Origin of the sequence: Mycobacterium gallinarum, assembly GCF_010726765.1 — a bacterium.
GTDB lineage: Bacteria > Actinomycetota > Actinomycetes > Mycobacteriales > Mycobacteriaceae > Mycobacterium > Mycobacterium gallinarum.
In genome coordinates this window covers 876,106-899,138 of sequence record NZ_AP022601.1, presented here as the reverse complement: position 1 = coordinate 899,138, position 23,033 = coordinate 876,106, and the positions used below count along the sequence as shown (strand labels likewise).

The window sequence follows — 23,033 nt, the reverse complement described above, 5'->3', positions numbered from 1 at the left end:
TCCAAAGGTGCCGATGCACATGAATTAACGCTGGGCGCCACGCCACCATTCCTCGGATAGTTCGCCGTTGGCCACCAGGACGGACGGGCCACGGAGGTAGCTGGACGCATCGGTGATCGTGACGGCGACGGCGCCGCCGGGGATGTGCACCCGCAGTGAGCCGGTGCCCGCACCTCCGTATGCCAGCGCCGCGACGGCAGCAGCGACGGTTCCAGTGCCACAGGACCGCGTCTCGCCGACACCACGTTCGTGCACCCGCATCGACACGGCCCCGTCCACCGGAGCCGTCAGCACCTCGATGTTGACTCCTTCGGGAAATTGCCCACGGTCGAACGACACCGGCGCCGCGACGTCCAGCGCCGCCAGTTCGCCGAACGTCATGACGGGGTCGACGCACGCCAGATGCGGATTGCCGACATCGATGGCCAGGCCCGCGAACGGTCTGCCGCCCACGATCGCCTCGCCGACACCCAGTTGGTTGGTCTTGCCCATTTCGACGGTGACGTCCGCGGCCGTGGCGTCCCAGTCGTGCAGCACGACCGGCCGCGGTCCCGCCAGGGATCCGACGACGAACTCGTCGCGGCTCTCCAACCCAGACGCGCGCAGGTAGTGCGCGAACACCCGGACCCCGTTGCCGCACATCTGCGCGATCGACCCGTCGGCGTTGCGGTAGTCCATGTACCAGTCGTCTGGGGCCACACCCTCGGGAATCCGGTCGAAGACGCCCGCTGAATGCGCCGCGGCCTTGGTGACCCGCAAGACGCCATCGGCGCCGAGACCCTGGCGGCGGTCGCACAGCGCGGCCACCGCGGCCGGCGACAGCCGCAATTCGCCCTCGGGGTCGGGCAACACGACAAAGTCGTTCTGGGTGCCGTGCCCTTTGGCGAACTTCACCTGCTCAGGATACGTCCCGCCAGATGCGCAGCGTTTCCTCGACGGTGCCACCCGCTGCACCGTCGAGCCAGCTGATGCGGTGGTCGCGACGAAACCACGACCGCTGCCTGCGCACATAACGGCGGGTTCCGAAGAACGTCGGTTCGCGTGCCGCCGTCCCGTCGCCGCCGTCATCGAGGTCGGCGATCACCTGGGCGTACCCGAGTGCCCTCGCGGCTGTCACACCGTCGCGCAGGCCGCGGTCCAGAAGTGCGCGGACCTCCTCCACCAGTCCATCGCGGAACATCTTGTCGGTGCGCTGCATCAGACGTTCATCGAGAACCGTTGTCTCCCAGTCGAGTCCGACAATCGCGGTGTCCCACCGAGGAGCACCGATCGCCGGGAAGGATGCGGCGAACGGCTGGCCCGTCAACTCGACCACCTCCAGCGCGCGCACGATGCGGCGTCCGTCCGTGGGCAGGATCGACGCGGCGGCGTCGGCGTCCGCCGCGGCCAGCTCAGCGTGCAGGGCGCTGACACCGACCTCGGCGAGGCGTTGCTCGTACTTGGCGCGCACCGCCGGGTCTGTCGCGGGGAAGGTCCATTCGTCGAGCAGCGATTGGACGTACATCATCGACCCGCCGACGACGACCGGCACCGCGCCACGGTTGGCGATGGCCTCGATGTCGGCGGCGGCGGCCTGCTGGTAGCGCGCCACACTCGCGGTTTCGGTCACCTCGAGGACGTCGAGCTGATGATGCGGGATGCCGCGCCGCTCGGCGACCGTCAGTTTCGCGGTCCCGATGTCCATGCCGCGGTAGAGCTGCATGGCGTCGGCATTCACGATCTCGCCCCCGACGCGTTCGGCCACCGCCAGCGCAAGCTCGGATTTTCCGGTGCCGGTCGGGCCGACGATCGCGATCGGTCGCGTCATGGAAGCCAGACGCCGGCGAAGTATCCGACTCCATAGGGCGCGCCACGGTACAGCTCCTTGACCGACCGCGGCTCCGGCTCGAGGCCGGCCAGCACCTGATAGGCCACCCGGCCGACGATCGTGGCCGGCAGCCGAGTGAGCGCCGCCGCATCGCCCGTGGCCAGCGCGTCATCGAGGGCGGCCTGTACGGGGATCGAATCCGGGTCGTAACCGCCGGGCGCGGGCTGGGTCAGGGTGTTCGCGCCGTCGGCGACGACGAGAACCCCGGCGGGGTCGGCGGCTTCGTCGATCTCGGCGCGCAGCCGCCGACCGAGATCCAGCGCCGCGTCGACGCCGTGATCGTCGGCGAAGATCCGCACCTCGGTGGTCGCGTCGGGGTTGACCTGCCCGCGCAGCCAGCCGGCCGCCAACGCGCACAGCGGCAGTTCCGTCGGCGCGCCGGAGTCATCGGCCGACAACGCGACCCGCACGTCGACGCCGTACCCGGCGAACGTCCCCGTCTGCGGGGGTGTCACGACGCCGTCGGCGCGTCCGACTCCGACGGCGATCCACCGTGCGGGCAGTGCAGCCGCGGATGTGAACAGCGCCGCACGAAGCTCGGCCAGCTCGGCAGCGCCGCCCGAGGCCAGTTCGGGCACCATGACGGGCGCCGACGGGACGATCGCGATTGCGCTCAGCACGTTGCCACGCTAATGCCGCGTCGCGCGCTGCCCTGCGTCGGCCGCTTCGCCGCGGGCGAGCGCACCGGTCGCGAAGACCATCACCGCAAAGGCGGCGATCAGGGTGAACCAGCCCGCATCTCCCGGGCGCAGCGACTCGCCGAGGATCACCACTCCGAGGGCCGACGCCACCACCGGCTCGGTGACGGTCATGGTCGGCAGCGACGCGGTCAGCGAGCCCGCCCGGAAAGAGAACTGCTGCCACGCGGTGCCCGCAACCGCGACGATCGCCCACGCATAAAGCTCCGGTGTGCTGAGCAGGGCGAGAAGCCCGTCATCGAGCCGATCCACCACGCCCTTGGTCAGTACCGCGAACACCCCCCACAACGCGCCCGACACCACCGCCAACAGCACGGCACTGATCGGCCCCTCGAGCATGCTGCCGGCGATCACGCACACCACCAGCACCGGCCCGAGCACCGCGACCACCGCTCCCCAGGTTTCGAACGAGGCGCGGGAATGGCCTGCGGTCGGATTGCCGACGGTGACGATGACCGCGACCGAGGCGGCCAGCAGCGCCGCCCACGTCCACTCCCACCTCGTCACCCGGCGGTGTGACAGCCGCGCGTTGATCGGCAGGGCGAACAGCAGCGAGGTCACCAGCAGTGCCTGCACCAGCAGCACGGAACCGAGGCCCAGCGCCGCGGCCTGCAACGTGAAGCCGACCGCCGCGACCAGGCTGCCCAGCCACCACCGGCGATCGCGCAACAACTGCAGAAACAGTGCCGCGTGACTGACCTGCTCCTCGGTCACCTCGTGCGCCTGACGTTGGTGCATGACGTCACCGATCGCGATGAACAGAGCAGCGCCGAGGGCGAGCAGGACGGCGAAATCCGCCTTGACCATCGGGCTCCTTCCGTCGTCGTCGATCAGAGCGTAGGCAGATGCATCGTGAAAGCCGTGCGCACACGGCGGGGCGACCTGTTTGAATAGCGTGCGGAAGAGACAGCTATTGGGCGCCGCGTCGCGCGGCAGGTGCGCGGAACACCGCGCGGAGGGTACGAGAAACGAACATGACGATCAGCGAGCCAGGAGGCCAGGCCTCCTCCCCCGAATCCGCGTCCGGGCCTCTCCCGCCCAAACCCGCGCCCGGGGCTCTCCCGCCCAAACCCGCCCCGAGGCCGGGACCGCCGCGCCCGACCCCTCGCCCCGGCAAGCCGGCAGCGACGATCGCGGTGCCCGCCTCCAGCGACCCGCACCGGTTCGGCAGGGTCGACCCCGACGGAACGGTTTGGCTGATCACCGGTTCGGGTGAACGCGTCATCGGCTCGTGGCAGGCGGGCGACACCGAAGCGGCATTCGCGCATTTCGGCAGGCGCTTCGACGATCTGCACACCGAAGTCGCTCTCATGGAGAGCCGGCTCGAGTCCGGTACCGGCGACGCCCGCAAGATCAAGGCGGCGGCCGCCGCGCTGGCCGAGACGCTGGCCGACGCCCACGTGCTGGGCGATGTCGACGCCGTCGCAGCGAGGCTGGCCGCCATTGTCGAACATGCCGACGAAACCGCACAGGCCGACAAGGCCAAGCGCGAGGAGCATCGTGCCGCCCAGATCGCACGCAAGGAGGCGTTGGCGGCGGAGGCCGAGGAGCTCGCGGCCAATTCCACCCAATGGAAGGTCGCCGGCGACCGCTTGCGCGAGATTCTCGACGAGTGGCGCACCATCACCGGTCTCGACCGCAAAACCGACGACGCGCTGTGGAAGCGCTATTCAGCGGCCCGTGAGGCGTTCAACCGCAGGCGGGGCTCGCATTTCGCCGACCTCGACCGCGAACGTGCCGGCGCCCGGCAGGCCAAGGAAGCGCTCTGCGAACGCGCCGAGGCGTTGGCCGACTCCACGGACTGGGGTCCGACGGCTGCGGCGTTCCGCGACCTGCTGACCGAGTGGAAAGCCGCAGGGCGGGCGGCCAAGGACGTCGACGACGCGTTGTGGCAGCGGCTCAAAGCGGCCCAGGACACCTTCTTCTCGGCGCGCAACGCCGCCAACGCCGAGCGCGACACCGAGTTCCGCGCCAACGCCGAGGCGAAGGAAAAGCTGCTCGCCGAGGCCGAGAAGATCGACACCAGCGACCTCGACGCGGCCAGGGCTGCGCTGCGGGTTATCGGCGACAAGTGGGACGCGATCGGCAAGGTGCCGCGCGAGCGGGGCGCGGACCTGGAACGCCGACTGCGCGCGATCGAGAAGAAGGTGCGCGACGCTCCCACCAGCGGTGTGGATCCCGAAGCGAAGGCGCGCGCCGATCAATTCCGTGCTCGCGCAGAACAATACGAGCGTCAGGCTGAGAAGGCTGCGGCTGCCGGGCGGGAGAAGGATGCCGCCGAGGCGCGGGCCAACGCCGAGCAGTGGCGGCAGTGGGCCGACGCCGCGGCCGAAGCCCTGGGCAAGCGCTAGGGCACTCTAGCCCGCGTCACCGCCTGTTGCGTTATCACCCGACGGAACAGAATTGGTTGTGCTGCAACACCGTTCGACTCGAAGGTGGCCAGTACGAACCGTCGGAACGACGGCCGCAGGATCAGGTGCGGCAGGAATGTCCGGAAGTTCGGCCAGCTCGCGTGATTGATGATGCCGTAGTCGTCGCATTCGCCGGGTAGCGGCTCGAAAACGGTCGAGTCGGGCAACGCGGTCTTGGCAACGAACCATCCCGCCGTGTCCTCCCACACGCGCAAGAGCCGGCGCGGATCGTCCGCGTAGAAGAAGTTGAACAGGAACACCGACGACTTGTCGTGGTCGACATCGGCGATTCGCCGGACGTTGTGAGCGGCTAGCTCGTAGGTCCTGGCCGCCGCCGAATCGAGCCGATCCTTCAACCGACGGTAAGAGTCACCGCCCTTTAGTGTCACCGCGGTTTCAGGGTCGAGAGTCTCTATGAGAACCACCACGTCGAATCGCGCAGGCGTGATCGCACGTGCGCGAAGAAGGTCATGGCCCATCCCGGGCGCGACCAATCGTGCGTCGAACAGGAGCGCCTGCGTCACGCCGTGTATCTGCTCGAGCTGGGCGATGTCCTCGGAGACCGCGGACAACAGCGCGGCCTTGCGTCGGCTGTTCGGCAAGAGCGGCAGCCGACGGTCCACGGTCGCCGCCAGCATCAGGTATCCGTGGTCGGTCGGTGGCACCAGCCGGGCCGGCATCGTTTCCGAGCGAACAGGCATTTCGAGTCCCTTCATCAGGTATTCAACGGTGATGAATTGAGATTAGATCGGCTGCGGCTATAATTCAACTGTGATGAATAAAGGGCCTGGGCGGCGCGGTCCCGGGCGTCGCGCAGGCGGCCCCGACACCAGAGCGCAGATCCTCAACGCCGCCCGGGCACGTTTCGTCGAGATCGGATTCCGCGCGGCGACGATGCGCATGATCGCCGCCGACGCGGGTGTGGATCCCGCCCTGATCAGCTACTTCTTCGGGTCCAAGCAAGAGCTTTTCGGGGAGGCGTTCGCGCTTCGGGCCAACCCGGTGACTGTCATCGAAGAGCAGATCGCCGGTCCGGTCACCGATCTGGCGCGTCGGCTGCTGACCGCTTTGGTACGGACGTGGGACGACGCTGAGAACCGCGCGACTCTGGTGGCCATCGCGCACGCCGGCGGTGGCGGGGAAAGCCCGGCACTCACAAGGGGTTTCGTCGAAGCGGCACTCGATGCGCCGGTCGTGGCGCGGTTGACCGAGGAAGGCATGCCCACCGCTCAGGCGCAACGGTGCTCTGCCGTCCTCGTCACGCAATTGGTCGGCGTGATCTATGCGCGCTACGTGCTGGAGGTGGCGTCAGTCGCCGCACTGTCGACGGAGGAGTTCATCGACGCATACTCGCCCGCGGTGTCCGCCGCGCTGGAGGGAGACCTGCCTCGGCGCGACTGACGCTCGTCCAGGCCAGATGTGCGCCACTCGGCGGGTCAGTCCTTGGGGTCGTCGTCGAGTCCGTCGAGCAGACCTTTGCGCTGCTGTTCGGCGACATAGCGGCGGCGCTCTTCCTCGGCGGCGAGGTGAACGGCCGTGCGCACCCACACCGCGCGCGCCCAGTGGTACGTCACCACGATGACCGCCAGCCAGGCGACGATCAGCCCGATGCCGGGACCGGGATAGCCGCCGGGGGCGGTCTGGCGGGACCACACCGCCAACAGGCCGACTAGCGACGCCACCGTCGACCCCGCCAGGGCGATCCATGCCAGCGCCCACCGGCGCGTCAGCAGCGCCAGCATGGAGAATCCGACGCCGAACACCAGTGCCAGCCAGATGAACACCCGTGACGGAAGGGTGATCCCTTCGCGGACCGCCACATCGCTGCTGATGAGCACGTCGAGTCCCTTGGCGCCGCCGGTGTGCGGCAGGACGAACGACAGCAGCAGCACGAACACGCCGATGGCGATGACCAACGCCCTTGCGCCGGGGTCGATTTCACGCGCCACCCGGCGCTCGGCCGCCTCGATGTCGCCCTTGAAACTGTCGAACTCGCCGTTGTCTGGCTTGCTCACCGGCTGCACCCGGTCGACATCTGCGGCTCGACCGGGGCGCCGATACCGGGCATCCCCAGCCCGACTCCCGTGCGCGGCCGTACCCCCGCAGCGTGGGCGTCACCCGCGCGGGTACGCCGGTGGCTGCCGATAGCGGAATCGGCGATGAGGTGATGCGGCGCGGCGCCGGTAATCGTCGTCGTGACGACGTCTCCGGGCCGAATCGGCAGACCGCCGGGGTGGAAGTGCACCAGCCGGCCGTCGCGGGCCCGCCCCGACATTCGCGCGGTGGCGGCGTCCTTGCGTCCCTCTCCCGTGGCGACCAGCAGCTCGACGGTGCTCCCGATCAACGCGGTGTTCTCCTCGAGTGAGATCCGCTCCTGAAGTTCGATCAACCGCCGATACCGCTCGGCCACAACATGTTTGGGTATCTGTTCGTCGAGTTTGGCTGCCGGTGTGCCGGGCCTCTTCGAGTATTGGAAGGTGAACGCGCTGGCGAACCGTGCCCGCTCGACGACGTCGAGCGTGGCCTGGAAGTCCTCCTCGGTCTCGCCGGGGAAGCCGACGATGAGGTCGGTGGTGATCGCGGCGTGCGGGATGGCGGCGCGCACCCGGTCGATGATGCCGAGGTAGCGCTCGGCGCGATACGAGCGGCGCATCGCCTTCAATATCCGGTCGGAACCCGACTGCAGCGGCATGTGCAGTGTGGGGCAGACATTCGGTGTCTCGGCCATCGCCTCGATCACGTCGTCGGTGAACTCGGCGGGGTGCGGCGACGTGAACCGCACCCGTTCCAGTCCGTCGATGCGGCCGCAGGCGCGCAGCAGTTTGGCGAACGCTCCCCGATCGCGCGGTTCGTCAGTGTCAGCGAAGGAGACGCCGTACGCGTTGACGTTCTGGCCGAGCAGGGTGATTTCCAGGACTCCCTGGTCGACGAGCGAGGTCACTTCGGCGAGCACGTCACCGGGCCTGCGATCGACCTCCTTGCCGCGCAACGCGGGGACGATGCAGAACGTGCAGGTGTTGTTGCAGCCGACGGACACCGACACCCATGCGGCATAGGCGGACTCGCGCGCTGCGGGCAACGCGGACGGGAACTCCTTCAGCGCATCGACGATTTCGACCTGGGCCACCCTGTTATGGCGCGCGCGGTCCAGCAACGCGGGCAGCGATCCGATGTTGTGGGTGCCGAACACGACGTCGACCCACGGCGCCCTCTTCAGCACCGCATCGCGGTCCTTCTGAGCCAGGCAGCCGCCCACGGCGATCTGCATCTCGGGGTCGGCGTTCTTGCGCGGCGCGAGATGGCTGAGGTTGCCGTACAACTTGTTGTCGGCGTTTTCGCGGACCGCACAGGTGTTGAACACGACGACGTCGGCGTCCGAACCGTCGGCCGCCTTGCGATACCCGGCCGCCTCCAGCAACCCCGCCAGCCGCTCGGAGTCGTGGACGTTCATCTGGCACCCGTAGGTGCGGACCTGATACGTGCGCGCTGACGAGCGTTCACGTGTGGCGGTGAGCGCGGCCGTCTGGCGAACGGCACTGTCGGCCACCGCCTGTTGCGTCACCGTCGAAGTCACGCGCCCCATGGTACGGACTGGTCAGCATGGCGATCTGAGCGGATTGACGAGTTCTGAGCACGCACGGGTTTACCTGGGTAAGGTCTGCACCCATGGAAGCCAGCGGGCCGGAGGTGAAAGAGGTCGATCCGGGTCCGAGCGGCGTGCCGATGGTCTCGATGGAGGCCGTCAACAAGCACTTCGGCAGCCTCCATGTGCTCAAGGACATCAACCTCACCGTGGACCGCGGACAGGTGATCGTCGTGCTGGGACCGTCGGGCTCTGGAAAGTCGACGTTGTGTCGCACGATCAACCGGCTCGAGACCATCGACTCCGGAACCATCGCGATCGACGGCGAGGTGCTGCCCGCCGAGGGCAAGAAGCTGGCGCAGCTCCGTTCCGACGTAGGCATGGTATTCCAGTCCTTCAACCTGTTCGCGCACAAGACAATCCTCGATAACGTCACGCTGGCGCCGATGAAGGTGCGCAGGGCGTCCAAGGCGAAGGCCCGCGAGGCCGCAATGGCGCTCCTGGAGCGCGTGGGAGTGGCCAATCAGGCCGACAAGTACCCGGCGCAGCTGTCGGGCGGTCAACAGCAGCGGGTCGCGATCGCGCGGTCGCTGGCGATGAACCCGAAGGTCATGCTGTTCGACGAGCCGACCAGCGCACTGGATCCCGAAATGATCAACGAAGTCCTCAACGTCATGACCACCCTGGCCAAAGACGGGATGACGATGATCGTCGTGACCCACGAGATGGGTTTCGCACGGGGCGCGGCCAACCGCGTCGTGTTCATGGCCGACGGGGCGATCGTCGAAGCCGCCGAGCCGATGGAGTTCTTCACCAACCCGAAGTCCGACCGCGCCAAAGACTTTCTCGGCAAGATCCTCAAGCACTGACTCGAAAGGAACGACGAATGCCATCCATTTCGAAGCGAATCCTGGGGGCGATCGCGCTCGCCGTCACCATCCCCCTATCTCTGAGCGCCTGCGGCGGTGGCGATTCCGGCGGCAGCGCCGCATCGGGTGACAAGGAGAAGATCGCCATCGGGATCAAGTTCGATCAGCCGGGTCTGGGTCTGAAGAACCCGGACGGCACCTACAGCGGATTCGACGTCGACGTAGCGACGTTCGTCGCCGAGCAGCTGGGATTCACACCCGACAAGATCGAGTGGAAGGAAGCAGTCTCCGCCCAGCGCGAGAACCTCATCGACAACAACCAGGTCGACTACATCGTCGCCACCTACTCGATCACCGACGAGCGTAAGAAGCGCGTCGACTTCGCGGGTCCCTACCTCGTCACCGGGCAGAGCCTGCTGGTGCAGGCGAACAACACCGACATCACCAGCAAGGATTCGCTGGCCGGCAAGATCCTCTGCTCCGTGAAGGGCTCGACCCCGGCGCAGAAGATCAAGGACGAGTTCCCCACGGTGCAGCTGCAGGAATACCCGAACTACTCGGCGTGCGTTGAGGCGCTCAAGACGGGCAAGGTTGCGGCAGTGACCACCGACGAGGTCATCCTCGCCGGTTACGCCGCGCAATCCCCCGGTGCGTTCAAGCTGGTAGGCGGCACGTTCTCCGAGGAGAACTACGGCATCGGCCTCAAGAAGGGCGACACCGAACTGCTGAACAAGATCAACGACGCGCTGAAGAAGATGGAGGCCGACGGCGCCTGGGCGGCCGCGTTCGAAAAGAACCTCGGCCCAGCCGGTGTCGCGACGCCGGCGCCGCCCGCTATCGCCGCCACCAACTGACCGGCGGTCTGCCAGCGGAGCGAGTATGGAGGTCTTCAGAGCCGACGCGTTCTTGAACGCGTTCTGGGTCACCATCCAGTTGACGATGTTCTCGGCGCTGTGGGCGCTGGTCATCGGCACGGCGCTGGCGGCGATGCGGTTGTCGCCGGTGCCGGTGCTGCGCTGGCTCGGCACCACTTATGTCAACATCGTGCGCAACACGCCGTTGACGCTGATCATCCTGTTCACCTCGCTGGGGCTCTACACATCGCTCGGTCTGGATTTGGCCGATCCAAATTCGCCAACATTCCTGGTGGACAACAACTTCCGGCTGGCGGTGCTCGGCTTGTCCGTGTACACGGCATCGTTCGTGTGCGAGACGCTGCGGTCGGGGATCAACACGATCCCGTTGGGACAGGCCGAGGCTGCCCGGTCACTGGGCTTCACGTTCAGTCAGAACCTGAGGGTGGTCCTGCTGCCCCAGGCCTTTCGGGCGACGATCATTCCGTTGGGTTCAGTGCTCATCGCGCTGACCAAGAACACGACGATCGCCTCGGTGATCGGCGTCGCGGAAGCGTCGCTGCTGATGTCGGAGTGGGTGGAGAATTCGTCGGCACTGCTACTCATCGGCAGCCTGTTCGCCGCCGGCTTCGTGGTGCTGACCCTGCCGATGGGTCTGTTGTTCGGATGGCTGGGTAAGCGATTGGCGGTTGCGCGATGATGAGCGCTCGCGCGGAGAAAAGAGGGCATCGGTGACGGGATCGTCCGTCCTCTTCGACGCGCCCGGTCCGCGCGCGAGAGTCCGCAATCACATCGCGACCGCCTTCACCGTGCTCGTCGTCATCCTCGTGCTCGTCTTCGTCGGTCTTGAACTGTGGGCCAAAGACCAACTGGAGTGGGCGAAGTGGGAACCTTTCATCACGCCCAACGTCTGGGAGAACTACATCCTTCCGGGTATCGAGGGCACCTTGAAGGCCGCCGGGCTGTCGATCGTTCTGGCGGGAATCCTCGGCGTCGCACTCGGGGTCGGACGTCTGTCCCCGCACAGGTGGATCAGTTCGCCATGCGCGGTGTTTGTCGAGTTCTTCCGGGCAGTGCCCGTGCTGATCATGATGATCTTCGCGTACTTCTTCTACTCGAGGTACGACGTTTTCGCCTCTGAATACTCGACCTTGGCCGGTGTCGTGACCGGCTTGACGCTGTACAACGGTGCCGTCATCGCGGAGATCGTCAGAGCGGGTGTCAACGCACTGCCCCGCGGACAGTCGGAGGCCGCGTCGTCACTCGGTATGCGGTGGGGTCAAACCATGCGGTCGATCCTGCTGCCACAAGCGATTACGTCGATGCTGCCGGTGCTGATATCGCAGTTGGTCGTTGTCCTCAAGGACACCGCGTTGGGTGTGGCCATCACGTATCCCGAACTGGTGTCGCAGGGCACGAACATCGGCGCGGCATTCACGAATCTCTTGCCGGCCCTCGTCGTCATCGCAGTACTGATGATCGTCGTCAACTTCGCGCTGTCATCGTTCGCGACATGGCTCGAGGCAAGGCTGCGCCGGTCACGCCGCGGCACGACGCCGCTGGACCCGGAAACGATCGAGCAGGAGGGTGCGCCCGGCGCGACGGTGAAGGTGGCAGAACCCGGCGCCGGCTAGATCAATTCCGCGCAACGCTCCAGCTGTGCCGACGACGGCGGTTGGTAAAACGAAAGCACCGCGTGGTCGCAGCCGCGGCCGGCCAGCTCGGGGAGACGGGCCAGCTGCTCCTCGAGGTGGCCGCCCTTGGCGGGTAGGACGAACAGTTGAATCGAGCGACGGATCTCGGCGGGATCGCGGCCGACCTCGGCGCACGCCTCGTCGAGCAGGGTACTGGTCTTCGCCCACATCTCGACGTCACCGTGGCTGGGGACGTTCCACTCGTCTGCGTGACGGGCGATGACGCGCAACATCTTCGGCTTCTCCCCGCCGATGACGATCGGCGGGTGCGGCCGCTGCAGCGGTTTCGGATTGGCCAGCGCGTCGGTCAGCTGATAATGGCGGCCCTCGAAGGTGACCGAGTCCTCGGTCCACAGTCGTCGAACGATGGTCAATGCCTCGTCGAGCTTCTCCACACGCACGCCCGCACTCGGAAACTCGATCCCGTATCCGCGGTGTTCTTCTTCATGCCAGCCCGCGCCGAGGCCGAAATCCAGTCTGCCGCCGCTGATGTGGTCAACCGTCACCGCCATCTTCGCCAGGATGGCCGGGTTGCGATAGGTCACACCGGAGACCATGCAGCCGATGCGGGCCCGCGACACCACGCCGGCCATAGCGGCCAGCGACGTCCACCCCTCGTACGTGGGATCCGATAGATCCGACAGCCCGTAGAAGTGGTCGTAGTTGGCGACCGAGTGGAAACCCAGCTCGTCGGCCTGCGACCAAAACTCCCGGAGCACGGGATAGTCGAACGTCGGGGCGATCTTCGCCGATAACAGCATGAGCGCAACGTACCCGGCGGGGCACGCCGCCTTCGACGTCTACACCCGCCGTCGCTCCCGCTCGCTGGCCAACTCGACACTGACCACGTCGAACGCCATCGTCTGGGGGTAACCACGGCGGGCCAGCATCCCGACCAGCCGGCGTGTCAGCTTGGTGTCGTCATCGTCGCCGAACCTTTCGCGACGCAGCTTGTCACGGACCAACTGCTCGGCGCGCTGACGTTCCGCACCCGCGTCGATGTCGGCCAGCGCAGCGGTGATCACCTCGTTGTCCACACCCTTGTTGCGTAACTCGGCAGCCAAGGCGCGCTTGCCTTTTCCGGCGTTCACGCGTCGCGAGCGGACCCACTGCTCGGCGAAGTCCACGTCATCGACCAATCCGACTTGGGACAGCCGGTCAAGCACCGTGGCGCTGACGTCGTCGGGGTAGCCCCGCTTGGTCAGTTGCGCCTCTAACTCGGCGCGCGTGCGTGCCCTCGCGGTGAGCAGGCGCAGACACAGTGCGCGCGCCTGCTCCTCGCGAGAAGCCTCAGAAGTCGACTGGGGCGGGCAGGACGTCATCGATCGAGCCGTCGGACAAGTCAGCGGTCACGTCGGCGCCGATACCGAGCTTCTCCTTGATCTTCTTCTCGATCTCGTTGGCGACATCGGGGTTCTCCAGCAGGAAGTTGCGCGCGTTTTCCTTGCCCTGGCCGAGTTGCTCACCCTCGTAGGTGAACCAGGAACCGGACTTGCGGACAAAGCCATGCTCGACACCCATGTCGATGAGCGAGCCCTCCTTGGAGATGCCCTTGCCGTAGAGGATGTCGAACTCGGCCTGCTTGAACGGCGGCGACACCTTGTTCTTGACGACCTTCACCCGGGTGCGGTTGCCGACCGCGTCGGTGCCGTCCTTGAGGGTCTCGATCCGCCTGACGTCCAACCGGACCGAAGCGTAGAACTTCAACGCCTTTCCGCCCGTTGTCGTTTCGGGCGAACCGAACATCACGCCGATCTTTTCTCGGAGCTGGTTGATGAAGATCGCGGTGGTGCCCGAGTTGCTCAGGGCGCCGGTGATCTTGCGCAGTGCCTGGCTCATCAGCCGGGCCTGTAGGCCGACGTGGCTGTCCCCCATCTCGCCTTCGATTTCGGCCCGCGGCACCAGCGCCGCCACCGAGTCGATGACCAGGATGTCCAGCGCGCCGGAGCGGATCAGCATGTCGGCGATCTCCAGCGCCTGCTCGCCGGTGTCCGGCTGAGAGACCAGCAGTGAATCGGTGTCCACGCCCAGCTTCTTGGCGTAGTCGGGATCCAGCGCGTGCTCGGCGTCGATGAACGCCGCGATGCCGCCTGCAGCCTGCGCGTTGGCGACCGCGTGCAACGCGACGGTGGTCTTACCCGAGGATTCCGGGCCGTAGATCTCGATGACCCGCCCGCGCGGCAGCCCGCCGATGCCGAGCGCCACATCCAGGGCGATCGAGCCGGTGGGGATGACGGAAATCGGCTGGCGGACCTCCTCGCCGAGCCGCATCACCGAGCCTTTGCCGTGGTTCTTCTCAATCTGTGCGAGCGCCAGTTCGAGGGCTTTCTCGCGGTCAGGGGCCTGCGCCATGGGGTTGATCTCCATCCTCGTCCGTGATCGGTTTTCGATCGGTTGGCCGTGACGCTAGGGGTCGGTACCGACAAGTCGGCGTGACCAGCATCCCGCGCTGTCACCACAGTAGACGAACACCTGTTCGATTCAAGCTGACACGCCGAGTGCTGATCAGTTGTGCCGAATCGAGGATTCTGCATCTTCCTCGCCGGAAGACGCACGCGCGCCTATGGTGGGGTCATCCCGGCCGAAACGGGGCAATCTTGCACGAAATGGCGATAACCCAGAGCGTCGTCGAGGCAGTGTGTGAGCACGCTGCGGGCCGTCGAGTGCACAGCGTCAAACTCGAAGTCGGTGCGCTGTGCGCCGTCGTCCCCGACGCGATGATGTTCTGTTTCGAACTCGCCACGGAGGGCACCGCCGCCGAAGGCGCCAGCCTCGAGGTCGAATTGCGTTCAGGCGAGGCACGATGCCGTACCTGCGACACCGATTTCGCACTGAACGACTTGATCTTGTTGTGTCCCTGCGGAAGTGCCGATGTCGACGTCGTCGCCGGCCGCGAACTGAAGATCCTGTCGATGGAAGTGAGTTGAGCATGTGTGCAACCTGCGGGTGCGGCGAGGACGGAGCAACAGTCACGCTGTCCGGCCACGATCACAGCCACTCCCATGACCACCCCCACGATCACCCGCACACTGAGACCATCTCGCTGGAGCAGAAGGTGCTCGCGAAGAACGACATGCTGGCCGAACACAACCGACAGTGGCTGGCCGACCGCGAAATCCTGGCGTTCAACATGACCAGTTCACCGGGAGCCGGGAAGACCACCCTGCTCGAGCGCACCATCCGCCACCTGGGCTCGCAGCATCAGGTTTCGGTGATCGAAGGTGATCAGGAGACGCTGCTCGACGCCGATCGGATCACCGCCGCCGGGGCACGCGCGGTGCAGGTCAACACAGGTGCGGGTTGCCACCTGGACGCCGAGATGATCGACCGTGCGCTTCATGTCCTCGAACCCGAGAGCGGTTCGTTGCTGTTCATCGAGAACGTCGGAAACCTGGTCTGCCCGGCGCTCTTCGACCTCGGCGAGCACAGCAAGGTCGTCGTCATCTCGGTGACCGAGGGAACAGACAAGCCGCTGAAGTATCCCCACATGTTCGCCGCGGCGGGACTTGTCCTCATCAACAAGATCGACCTGCTGCCGTACGTCGAATTCGATCTCGATCTTTGTGCGCAGCATGCGCGTTCGGTCAATCCGAACGTCGAGATCCTACCCGTCTCGGCTACCAAAGGAGACGGAATGGACGCCTGGTTCGAGTGGATTGACGCGCGCGCAAATGAACTGCATATGACCGTCGCTTGATGTGATTGACAACACACTTTCGCGGGAGTAGACCGAGAACTAGCGACGCGCAAGTGGGCCGAAGGGCGACTCCTGCGCCGCAGGGACCCCAGCCCGGTCCCGGAAAGCCGTAAGCATGCTAAGTGAAGCTGCCAAAAAAGCGGAAGACACATTGATCCATGTTCTGTGGATCAACGCCGGCCTCAGTTGTGACGGCGATTCCGTGGCATTGACAGGCGCCACCCAACCCAGCATCGAGGAGATCGCGCTCGGAGCACTTCCCGGTTTACCCCAAATCGCAGTGCACTGGCCGTTGATCGACTTCGAGTGCGGCCCGACGGGTGGCGCGGACGACTTCCTCGAATGGTTCTTCAAGGCCGACCGCGGCGAGTTGGAACCGTTCGTCCTGGTCGTCGAGGGGTCCATTCCCAACGAGGACCTCCATCAGGAGGGATATTGGTGTGGGTTCGGCAATGACCCGGCGACCAATCAGCCGATCACCACCAGCGAGTGGCTCGACCGGTTGGCGCCCAAGGCGACCGCGATCGTGGCCGTCGGCACGTGCGCGACGTACGGCGGCATCCACGCGATGGCAGGCAATCCGACCGGCGCGATGGGCGTACCGGACTACCTCGGCTGGGACTGGAAGAGCAAGGCGGGCATTCCCATCGTGTGCGTGCCGGGCTGCCCGATCCAAGGCGACAACCTCTCCGAGACGTTGACCTACCTGCTGTACATGGCCACCGGACAGGCGCCGATGATCCCGCTCGACGACGCGTTGCGGCCCCAATGGCTGTTCGGCAACACGGTGCACGAGGGGTGCGACCGCGCTGGGTACTATGAACAGGGCGATTTCGCCACCGAGTACGGCTCGCCGAAATGCATTGTGAAACTTGGCTGTTGGGGGCCGGTCGTCAAATGCAATGTCCCCAAGCGCGGCTGGATCAACGGCGTCGGCGGCTGCCCGAACGTCGGCGGCATATGCATCGGATGCACGATGCCGGGCTTCCCTGACAAGTTCATGCCCTTCATGGACGAGCCTCCTGGCGGAAAGCTCTCGACCGCCGCGTCCGGCCTGTACGGCTCGGTCATTCGCAATCTGCGCCACGTCACCGGAAAGACCGTCGACAAAGAACCGAAGTGGCGGCACCGGGGCAAGGAACTGACCACAGGAGCGAAGCGCACCTGGTAGGTGCGCAACGCAGGCGAAAGGCAAAACTCAATGACAACCACAGTTCCGGGCCCCCAGCACACCAAGAAGGACCCGAGCACGCTTGTCGACATGTCGTGGGATCCGATCACCCGCATCGTCGGCAGCCTCGGCATCTACACCAAGATCGACTTCGAGAATCGCGAGGTCGCCGAGTGTCACAGCACGTCCTCGATCTTCCGCGGCTACTCGATCTTCATGAAAGGCAAGGATCCCCGCGACGCGCACTTCATCACGAGCCGCATCTGCGGCATCTGCGGCGACAACCACGCCACCTGTTCGTGTTACACGCAGAACATGGCGTACGGCGTCAAACCGCCCAACCTCGGCGAGTGGATCGTCAACCTCGGCGAAGCCGCGGAATACATGTTCGACCACAACATCTTCCAAGAGAACCTCGTAGGCGTCGACTACTGCGAGAAGATGGTCTCCGAAACCAACCCCGGCGTGTTGGCCAAGGCCGAGAACACGTTGGCGCCGAACTCCGACGCGCACGGCTACCGCACGATCGCCGACATCATGCGGGCGCTGAACCCGTTCACGGGCGAGTTCTACAGGGAGGCCCTCGTCGTCAGCCGCTGGACGCGAGAGATGTTCTGCCTCATGGAGGGCAAGCACGTCCATCCCTCCACGCTGTATCCCGGTGGAGTGGGCACTGTGGCCACCATTCAGCTGATGACCGACTACATGACCCGGCTGATGCGCTACGTCGAGTTCATGAAGAAGGTCGTGCCGATGCACGACGATCTGTTCGACTTCTTCTACGAGGCGCTTCCCGGCTACGAGCAGGTCGGCTTGCGTCGCACCCTGCTCGGATGCTGGGGTTCGTTCCAGGATCCGGAGGTCTGCAACTTCGCCTACAAGGACATGGAGCGCTGGGGTAACGCGATGTTCGTCACTCCGGGTGTCGTGGTCGACGGAAAGCTGGTCACCCACTCGCTGGTGGACATCAATCTCGGCATCCGAATCCTCTTGGGCAGTTCGTATTACGACGACTGGACCGATCAGGAGATGTTCGTCCGCAACGACCCGCTGGGAAATCCCGTCGATCGCCGGCACCCGTGGAACCAGCACACCAACCCACGGCCCCAGAAGCGCGACATGGACGACAAGTACAGCTGGGTGATGTCGCCGCGCTGGTTCGACGGCAAGGATCATCTCGCGCTCGACACCGGTGGCGGTCCGCTCGCCCGGTTGTGGAGTACAGCGCTGGCCGGGCTCGTCGACATCGGTTACGTGAAGGCGACCGGCGGCAGCGTGCAGATCAATCTGCCCAAAACGGCGCTCAAGGGCCCGGTTTCGCTGGAGTGGAAAATCCCGCAACACGGGAGCAACACCCTGGAACGCAACCGGGCGCGGACGTACTTCCAGGCCTACGCGGCGGCGTGCGCGCTGCACTTCGCCGAGCAGGCGCTGATCGAGATCAGGGCGGGCCGGACGAAGACGTGGGAGAAGTTCACGGTGCCGGACGAGGCCATCGGCTGCGGCTTCACCGAGGCGGTGCGTGGTGTCCTCAGCCACCACATGGTGATTCGGGACGGCAAGATCGCGAACTACCATCCCTATCCCCCGACGCCGTGGAACGCCAACCCTCGCGACAGCTACGGCACCCCTGGACCGTATGAAGACGCCGTTCAGGGGCAGCCGATCTTCGAAGAGAACGATCGGGAGAACTTCAAGGGCATCGACATCATGCGTACGGTGCGCAGCTTCGATCCGTGTCTGCCGTGCGGGGTGCACATGTATCTCGGTGAGGGCAAGACGCTCGAAAAGCTGCATTCACCGACCCAGTCCGTTACTGGGGAGTGATATATGGCCTCGACTGGACAACAGAGCCCGGAGGCACTCGACGACGAAACGCGATGGCGTTCAGCAGGTGATCGGATTCAGACCCTGCTGGACGCCAGTGCGGGCAGCGGAACGGTCGTGCGGGAGCGGACCGAACAACTCGCCGCCGAACTGACGGACCTCTACGGGGCCGCGCTCGAGCGGATCGTCGCCATGACTTCCGAATCGACACCGGAGCTGGTCGAACGGTTCGCCGCCGACGAACTCGTCGCCAGCCTCATGCTCGTGCACGGGCTGCACCCCCACGGCGTCGAGCGCAGGATCGAGGATGCCCTGGACAGTGTTCGACCGTATCTGGGCTCGCACGGTGGCGACGTCACGCTGCTCGGTGTGGTCGACGGCCAAGACGGGCCCGTAGTTCGCCTGCAGTTCGCGGGCAGCTGCAAGAGCTGCCCGTCATCGGCGGTCACCCTCGAGTTCGCCGTCGAGGACGCCGTGCGTGCCGCCGCGCCCGAGATCGCCTCGATCGAAGTCGTGGCTGCGGCGGAGAGCACGTCGGGCGTGATCTCGGTGGATTCGTTGATGAGCCGCGTCCACACCAAGGACACGGTGGACAGCGCAGGCGCCGCCTGGCACCCACTTCCCGAGATCGCGGATCTCGAGCCCGGCGAGGTCGGCGGCTTTCTGGTCGCCGGCGTGCCGATCCTGGCCTGCCGAATCGGTGACGACCTGTTCGCGTACCACGACCGGTGCGGTCGGTGTGAGGACTCGATGGCCGGGGCTGTGCTGCACCGTCCGATGGGCGCACCCATCGGCCAGGCGGTCCTCCGCTGTCCGCGCTGTCACGCACATTTCGATGTGGTGCACGCAGGTGCGGGATTGGATGACACCGCGCGCGGTGCGCGCAATCGGGCCAACGCCGAAGCGTCCGCTCGAACGCACCTCGATCCGATTCCCCTGCTCCGTCGCGATGGCGTCCTGTCGATCGCGGTGCTCGCCGAGGCGACCGGAGTGACGTGATGGCAGATGCGAGCGCTTTCGACGTACTGACGCGCATCCGGGCCAACAAGCCTTCGGTGCAGCCGGCCGGTGAACGATGCGAGATGTGCGCCGAACCGATCGCCGACGAGCACCAGCACGTCGTCAATGTCTCAGCGCGCCAACTGATGTGCACGTGCCGCGGCTGCTATCTGTTGTTCACCGACCCACACGCCAAACTCCGGTACCGGGCGGTGCCCGATCGATATCTCAGCTTCGCCGATTTCTCGCTGGACCGTCGCGCGTGGGAAGCGCTCCAGATACCCGTCGGCTTGGCGTTCTTCTTCCACAACTCCGACTTGGACAAGACCGTGGCGTTCTACCCGGGCCCGGCCGGTGCCACCGAGTCGGAACTGGACCTCGACGCCTGGAGCGAGATCAGCGGCGCCGACGGTCGACTGGACATGCTTGCCGACGATGTCGAAGCGCTACTGGTGCGGGTGCCCGATCGAGACCACGTGGATCCGGAACTCAACGCCCCCGCCGAGTGCTACCTGGTCCCCATCGACGCATGCTATGAGTTCGTCGGCAGACTGCGAATGTTGTGGCGGGGCTTCGACGGCGGCCACGAGGTCCGAGAGTTCGTCGACGAGTTCTTCGAACGGGTCAAGGCCCGGAGCAAGGTGGCGTCCCCGTGAGCAGTTTGACGTTCACCGTCGTGGACGTGGTCGCAGAACAGTTCTCGGTCACGCCACGACTGACCGCGCGCGTCGGTATCACGGCCGGCGGGCCCGACTCAGATACCGAGCCGATTCAGGCGATCGCCTTGCGATGCCAGATCCGCATCGAACCGCTGCGCAGGCCCTACTCCGACGAAGAGGCCGCTGGCCTGCTCGACCTGTTCGGGCCGCGCGAGCGATGGGTCAACACTCAACGCACGTTCCTCTGGCAACACAGCACCGCGATGGTTCAAGGCTTCACCGGTGTCACCGAGGTGTCCCTGCCACTGGAGTGCACCTACGATTTCGAGGTCGCGGCGTCGAAATACCTGCATGCATTGCGCGACGGTGCCATTCCCCTGCTCTTCCTGTTCAGCGGAACGGTGTTCGTCCCAGGCGAACGTGGCTTCTCGGTTCGTCAGGTGTCCTGGGAATGCGAAGCCCAATACGAGATGCCGGTCGCGGTGTGGAACGACCTCGTTCGGATCCACTACCCCAACGCGGGGTGGGTGCGACTCGGGCACGACACCGTATCCGCACTGGCCGCGTACAAGTCAGCCCGCGGGATGCTCGACTTCGAGGACGCCGTCACCACCCTGCTTGCCGAAGCCCCGCAGCTGACCCCACCGACCCCTGCGCCCGAGGAGGTCCGGTGAAACCCACCTGGGATCGCGCGCGTGCCATCGCCGATGCGGTGCTCTATGAGGGGTATCTGCTCTACCCCTACCGGGCGACGTCGTCCAAGAACCAATCCCGCTGGCAGTTCGGGGTGGTCGGACCACCGGGCGCGTCGGAGGCGGGCATCGGCGAGGACGACAGCATGTCGGCGCAGTTCCTTATCGACGGTGTCAGCGAATTGACGCTTGTCGTGCGTTTCCTGCAGCTGCAGCACCGCCGCGCCGAACGCGATATCGGCGGCGGAACATTCGAACCGGTCGACGAACTGACCAGTGGCTCGCAGACCTGGGTCACGTGGGACGAGGCGGTGGAGCGCGAACTGTCGTTCGGGCCGTTCGACCTCACCGGCCTCGTGCGGCCGCGCACCCTGGCCATCGAGGTCGGCGAGGGCAGTGAGGCCGAGAATGTGGACGGCGGTCGACTGGTCCGCACCAGATCCGCCATCCGGGCCGATCTGACCGTCGCCGTCGAGAGCGAGGCCACCGACCTCTACCGGGTCAGCGTGACGGTGCACAATACCGGCGCGGCCGTCGGAGACAAGGCCTTGGACAAGGAACAAGCCATCGCCACATCAATGATCGGTACTCACATCATCGCCGAAGTGGTTGGCGGAGAGTTCATCTCACTGCTCGAACCGCCGGACTCCGCGGCGGACGCGGTTTCGCGCCTGGTCCAGCACCGCTGCTTTCCGGTGCTCGCCGGACGGCCCGGGGAACGTGACCTGCTGCTGATTTCGCCGATCATTCTCTACGACCACCCGGAGATCGCCGAACAGAGCGAGGGCGCGCTGTACGACTCGACCGAGATCGACGAAATCCTCACCCTTCGCGTGATGACGATGACCGATGAGGAGAAGGCGCAAGCACGTGCCACCGATCCACTGGCCGCGGCGATCATCGACAGGTGCGATTCGATGTCGCCGGAGGCACTGCAGCAGTTGCACGGCATCCTGCGCAACCCGCACGCGCAGGAGCCCGGGCTCCCTCCGGGACTCGATGCACTGGATGAGCAGATGAGGTCGGCCGGGCTGATCCCCGAGATTCCAGAAGGTGTCGATTGGTGGGATCCGGTAGCCGACAACGCTGTCCGCCCCGACGTCGATGCGGTACTGGTGAACGGCGTGCGCGTGTCCGCGGGCAGCAGAGTCCGCCTGCGGCCGTGTCGCCGCGCCGATGCGCAGGACATCTTCTTCGCGGGCAAGAGCGCCCGCGTCACTTCCGTCCATGAGGACGTCGACGGCCAGCAGTACGTCGGTGTCATCGTGGAGGACGATCCAGACGTCGAGATGCCCGACTCGTATGGCCGATACCTGTACTTCACGCCGGACGAGGTCGAACCGATCGACGCAAGAGTAGTCAGTCCAGATAGGAGTTCATGATGGATGTAATTGGTTGGTTGGCAACCGGTGTCGTGGCCGTCGTCATTGTCGGCGGGGTGGTGGTCGGACTCCGCTCCATCCCAGACGTGCGACGGTATATGAAGATACGCAACATGTAGTTGGGAGTTCGTCAACCAGATGACAGCCCGCATCCTGGTCGCCGGAATCGGCAACATCTTCCTCGGAGACGACGGCTTCGGTCCCGAGGTGATGCGTCATGTCGTCGGTCGGGGCCTAGGCGCCGATGTACACCCGGTGGACTATGGGATCAGGGGTATGCACCTCGCCTATGATCTCCTCGAGGAGTGGCACGCGCTCGTCCTCGTCGATGCACTGCCCAATCGCGGAACACCCGGAACACTCCACATATTCGAGGCTGATCACGAAACCCTCTCTGCCACAGCCGGTCTCGAAGCGCACAGCATGGACCCGGCGGCCGTCTTCGCCACACTCAGTGCGCTGGGCGGGACTGCACCCAAGACGATCGTCATCGGCTGCGAAGTCGAGAACATCGATGAGGGCATGGGTTTGTCGGAGGCAGTCGCCGCGGCGGTGCCGATTGCGGTCGCGGCCATCAACGAAGTGCTGGCCGACCTTGGCGTCCGCTCACCGGCACGTGCGGAGGGCTGA

At 65.7% G+C, this 23,033-nt stretch carries 26 protein-coding genes; 16 read left to right on the top strand and 10 right to left on the bottom strand.

Annotation, left to right across the window (positions count from 1 at the left end; genetic code table 11):
* Positions 1-24: 24 nt before the first annotated feature.
* From dapF to G6N42_RS04410, 4 genes are read right to left on the bottom strand one after another with little or no spacing between them, the layout of a single operon-like run.
* The gene (gene dapF, locus G6N42_RS04425; protein ID WP_163726615.1) at positions 25-894 is read right to left on the bottom strand and encodes a diaminopimelate epimerase; all 870 of its coding nucleotides are present in this window, start codon (positions 892-894) and stop codon (positions 25-27) included.
* 4 nt (positions 895-898) lie between these two features.
* Entirely contained in the window at positions 899-1,807 is a 909-nt protein-coding gene (gene miaA / locus G6N42_RS04420) for a tRNA (adenosine(37)-N6)-dimethylallyltransferase MiaA (protein WP_163726613.1), read from the bottom strand.
* Positions 1,804-2,487, bottom strand: coding sequence for a class III extradiol ring-cleavage dioxygenase family protein (locus G6N42_RS04415; protein ID WP_163726610.1), 684 nt, complete (start codon positions 2,485-2,487; stop codon positions 1,804-1,806). Before G6N42_RS04415 ends, miaA begins: the two co-directional genes overlap by 4 nt.
* A gap of 9 nt (positions 2,488-2,496) precedes the next feature.
* Positions 2,497-3,372, bottom strand: a complete 876-nt coding sequence (locus G6N42_RS04410; protein ID WP_163726607.1) for a DMT family transporter — start codon at positions 3,370-3,372, stop codon at positions 2,497-2,499.
* Positions 3,373-3,539: 167 nt separating this feature from the next.
* Between G6N42_RS04410 and G6N42_RS04405 the strand changes: the two genes are divergently transcribed.
* The gene (locus G6N42_RS04405; RefSeq protein ID WP_163726603.1) at positions 3,540-4,916 is read left to right on the top strand and encodes a DUF349 domain-containing protein; all 1,377 of its coding nucleotides are present in this window, start codon (positions 3,540-3,542) and stop codon (positions 4,914-4,916) included.
* On the opposite strand, the gene G6N42_RS04400 is transcribed toward G6N42_RS04405, so the two are convergent.
* The gene (locus G6N42_RS04400) at positions 4,913-5,677 is read right to left on the bottom strand and encodes a hypothetical protein (protein WP_163726600.1); all 765 of its coding nucleotides are present in this window, start codon (positions 5,675-5,677) and stop codon (positions 4,913-4,915) included. The genes G6N42_RS04405 and G6N42_RS04400 overlap by 4 nt on opposite strands.
* Before the next feature lie 73 nt (positions 5,678-5,750).
* On the opposite strand from G6N42_RS04400, the gene G6N42_RS04395 reads away from it, so the two are divergent.
* Complete coding sequence (locus tag G6N42_RS04395; protein ID WP_232076070.1) at positions 5,751-6,377, top strand: TetR/AcrR family transcriptional regulator; 627 nt, start codon at positions 5,751-5,753, stop codon at positions 6,375-6,377.
* 35 nt (positions 6,378-6,412) lie between these two features.
* On the opposite strand, the gene G6N42_RS04390 is transcribed toward G6N42_RS04395, so the two are convergent.
* The gene (locus tag G6N42_RS04390; protein WP_083127614.1) at positions 6,413-7,000 is read right to left on the bottom strand and encodes an Rv2732c family membrane protein; all 588 of its coding nucleotides are present in this window, start codon (positions 6,998-7,000) and stop codon (positions 6,413-6,415) included.
* On the bottom strand, positions 6,988-8,550 hold the full coding sequence (miaB, locus tag G6N42_RS04385; protein ID WP_434059562.1) for a tRNA (N6-isopentenyl adenosine(37)-C2)-methylthiotransferase MiaB: 1,563 nt from the start codon (positions 8,548-8,550) through the stop codon (positions 6,988-6,990). Before miaB ends, G6N42_RS04390 begins: the two co-directional genes overlap by 13 nt.
* 149 nt (positions 8,551-8,699) lie before the next feature.
* Between miaB and G6N42_RS04380 the strand changes: the two genes are divergently transcribed.
* From G6N42_RS04380 to G6N42_RS04365, 4 genes are read left to right on the top strand one after another with little or no spacing between them, the layout of a single operon-like run.
* Positions 8,700-9,428, top strand: a complete 729-nt coding sequence (locus tag G6N42_RS04380) for an amino acid ABC transporter ATP-binding protein (protein WP_163736960.1) — start codon at positions 8,700-8,702, stop codon at positions 9,426-9,428.
* Positions 9,429-9,445: 17 nt separating this feature from the next.
* Positions 9,446-10,282 carry a glutamate ABC transporter substrate-binding protein gene (locus G6N42_RS04375; protein WP_163726594.1) on the top strand — a complete coding sequence of 279 codons (837 nt, stop codon included), beginning with the start codon at positions 9,446-9,448 and terminating at the stop codon, positions 10,280-10,282.
* A gap of 25 nt (positions 10,283-10,307) precedes the next feature.
* Complete coding sequence (locus G6N42_RS04370) at positions 10,308-10,982, top strand: amino acid ABC transporter permease (protein ID WP_163726591.1); 675 nt, start codon at positions 10,308-10,310, stop codon at positions 10,980-10,982.
* A gap of 31 nt (positions 10,983-11,013) precedes the next feature.
* On the top strand, positions 11,014-11,916 hold the full coding sequence (locus tag G6N42_RS04365) for an amino acid ABC transporter permease (protein WP_163726588.1): 903 nt from the start codon (positions 11,014-11,016) through the stop codon (positions 11,914-11,916).
* Here G6N42_RS04365 and G6N42_RS04360 read toward each other — a convergent pair.
* From G6N42_RS04360 to recA, 3 genes are read right to left on the bottom strand one after another with little or no spacing between them, the layout of a single operon-like run.
* Positions 11,913-12,737: an LLM class F420-dependent oxidoreductase gene (locus G6N42_RS04360; RefSeq protein ID WP_163726585.1), complete on the bottom strand. Its 825-nt coding sequence runs from the start codon at positions 12,735-12,737 to the stop codon at positions 11,913-11,915. The genes G6N42_RS04365 and G6N42_RS04360 overlap by 4 nt on opposite strands.
* A gap of 39 nt (positions 12,738-12,776) precedes the next feature.
* Entirely contained in the window at positions 12,777-13,298 is a 522-nt protein-coding gene (recX, locus tag G6N42_RS04355; RefSeq protein ID WP_163726583.1) for a recombination regulator RecX, read from the bottom strand.
* The gene (recA, locus tag G6N42_RS04350) at positions 13,267-14,328 is read right to left on the bottom strand and encodes a recombinase RecA (RefSeq protein ID WP_163690533.1); all 1,062 of its coding nucleotides are present in this window, start codon (positions 14,326-14,328) and stop codon (positions 13,267-13,269) included. Before recA ends, recX begins: the two co-directional genes overlap by 32 nt.
* 245 nt (positions 14,329-14,573) lie before the next feature.
* On the opposite strand from recA, the gene G6N42_RS04345 reads away from it, so the two are divergent.
* The 10 genes from G6N42_RS04345 to G6N42_RS04305 all read left to right on the top strand — a co-directional run bounded on the left by G6N42_RS04345 (position 14,574) and on the right by G6N42_RS04305 (position 23,033).
* A complete protein-coding gene (locus G6N42_RS04345) occupies positions 14,574-14,903 on the top strand; it encodes a hydrogenase maturation nickel metallochaperone HypA/HybF (RefSeq protein ID WP_163726580.1) in 330 nt (109 codons plus the stop codon).
* A 2-nt stretch (positions 14,904-14,905) separates the two neighbouring features.
* Positions 14,906-15,673: a hydrogenase nickel incorporation protein HypB gene (hypB, locus tag G6N42_RS04340; RefSeq protein WP_163726577.1), complete on the top strand. Its 768-nt coding sequence runs from the start codon at positions 14,906-14,908 to the stop codon at positions 15,671-15,673.
* 115 nt (positions 15,674-15,788) lie between these two features.
* Positions 15,789-16,844 (top strand): NADH-quinone oxidoreductase subunit B family protein, encoded by a 1,056-nt coding sequence (locus G6N42_RS04335; protein WP_163726574.1) that lies wholly within the window; start codon positions 15,789-15,791, stop codon positions 16,842-16,844.
* A 30-nt stretch (positions 16,845-16,874) separates the two neighbouring features.
* Complete coding sequence (locus G6N42_RS04330) at positions 16,875-18,671, top strand: nickel-dependent hydrogenase large subunit (protein ID WP_163726570.1); 1,797 nt, start codon at positions 16,875-16,877, stop codon at positions 18,669-18,671.
* 3 nt (positions 18,672-18,674) lie between these two features.
* Entirely contained in the window at positions 18,675-19,670 is a 996-nt protein-coding gene (locus G6N42_RS04325) for a NifU family protein (protein ID WP_163726568.1), read from the top strand.
* Positions 19,670-20,326, top strand: a complete 657-nt coding sequence (locus G6N42_RS04320; RefSeq protein ID WP_163726566.1) for a DUF5947 family protein — start codon at positions 19,670-19,672, stop codon at positions 20,324-20,326. Before G6N42_RS04325 ends, G6N42_RS04320 begins: the two co-directional genes overlap by 1 nt.
* The gene (locus tag G6N42_RS04315) at positions 20,323-21,003 is read left to right on the top strand and encodes a DUF6084 family protein (protein WP_163726563.1); all 681 of its coding nucleotides are present in this window, start codon (positions 20,323-20,325) and stop codon (positions 21,001-21,003) included. Before G6N42_RS04320 ends, G6N42_RS04315 begins: the two co-directional genes overlap by 4 nt.
* A complete protein-coding gene (locus tag G6N42_RS04310; protein ID WP_163726558.1) occupies positions 21,000-22,403 on the top strand; it encodes a hypothetical protein in 1,404 nt (467 codons plus the stop codon). Before G6N42_RS04315 ends, G6N42_RS04310 begins: the two co-directional genes overlap by 4 nt.
* Entirely contained in the window at positions 22,400-22,522 is a 123-nt protein-coding gene (locus G6N42_RS31680; RefSeq protein ID WP_410506750.1) for a DUF6893 family small protein, read from the top strand. The genes G6N42_RS04310 and G6N42_RS31680 overlap by 4 nt, the downstream gene beginning before the upstream one ends.
* A gap of 19 nt (positions 22,523-22,541) precedes the next feature.
* Positions 22,542-23,033 carry a hydrogenase maturation protease gene (locus tag G6N42_RS04305; RefSeq protein WP_163726555.1) on the top strand — a complete coding sequence of 164 codons (492 nt, stop codon included), beginning with the start codon at positions 22,542-22,544 and terminating at the stop codon, positions 23,031-23,033.

Coding starts and splice junctions, on each gene's coding strand:
- miaA (WP_163726613.1), bottom strand. CDS start 1,807: ATGACGCGACCGATCGCGATCGTCGGCCCGACCGGCACCGGAAAATCC.
- G6N42_RS04410 (WP_163726607.1), bottom strand. CDS start 3,372: ATGGTCAAGGCGGATTTCGCCGTCCTGCTCGCCCTCGGCGCTGCTCTG.
- G6N42_RS04405 (WP_163726603.1), top strand. CDS start 3,540: ATGACGATCAGCGAGCCAGGAGGCCAGGCCTCCTCCCCCGAATCCGCG.
- G6N42_RS04400 (WP_163726600.1), bottom strand. CDS start 5,677: ATGCCTGTTCGCTCGGAAACGATGCCGGCCCGGCTGGTGCCACCGACC.
- G6N42_RS04395 (WP_232076070.1), top strand. CDS start 5,751: ATGAATAAAGGGCCTGGGCGGCGCGGTCCCGGGCGTCGCGCAGGCGGC.
- G6N42_RS04380 (WP_163736960.1), top strand. CDS start 8,700: ATGGTCTCGATGGAGGCCGTCAACAAGCACTTCGGCAGCCTCCATGTG.
- G6N42_RS04375 (WP_163726594.1), top strand. CDS start 9,446: ATGCCATCCATTTCGAAGCGAATCCTGGGGGCGATCGCGCTCGCCGTC.
- G6N42_RS04370 (WP_163726591.1), top strand. CDS start 10,308: ATGGAGGTCTTCAGAGCCGACGCGTTCTTGAACGCGTTCTGGGTCACC.
- G6N42_RS04360 (WP_163726585.1), bottom strand. CDS start 12,737: ATGCTGTTATCGGCGAAGATCGCCCCGACGTTCGACTATCCCGTGCTC.
- recX (WP_163726583.1), bottom strand. CDS start 13,298: ATGACGTCCTGCCCGCCCCAGTCGACTTCTGAGGCTTCTCGCGAGGAG.
- recA (WP_163690533.1), bottom strand. CDS start 14,328: ATGGCGCAGGCCCCTGACCGCGAGAAAGCCCTCGAACTGGCGCTCGCA.
- hypB (WP_163726577.1), top strand. CDS start 14,906: ATGTGTGCAACCTGCGGGTGCGGCGAGGACGGAGCAACAGTCACGCTG.
- G6N42_RS04335 (WP_163726574.1), top strand. CDS start 15,789: ATGCTAAGTGAAGCTGCCAAAAAAGCGGAAGACACATTGATCCATGTT.
- G6N42_RS04330 (WP_163726570.1), top strand. CDS start 16,875: ATGACAACCACAGTTCCGGGCCCCCAGCACACCAAGAAGGACCCGAGC.
- G6N42_RS04325 (WP_163726568.1), top strand. CDS start 18,675: ATGGCCTCGACTGGACAACAGAGCCCGGAGGCACTCGACGACGAAACG.
- G6N42_RS04320 (WP_163726566.1), top strand. CDS start 19,670: ATGGCAGATGCGAGCGCTTTCGACGTACTGACGCGCATCCGGGCCAAC.
- G6N42_RS31680 (WP_410506750.1), top strand. CDS start 22,400: ATGATGGATGTAATTGGTTGGTTGGCAACCGGTGTCGTGGCCGTCGTC.
- G6N42_RS04305 (WP_163726555.1), top strand. CDS start 22,542: ATGACAGCCCGCATCCTGGTCGCCGGAATCGGCAACATCTTCCTCGGA.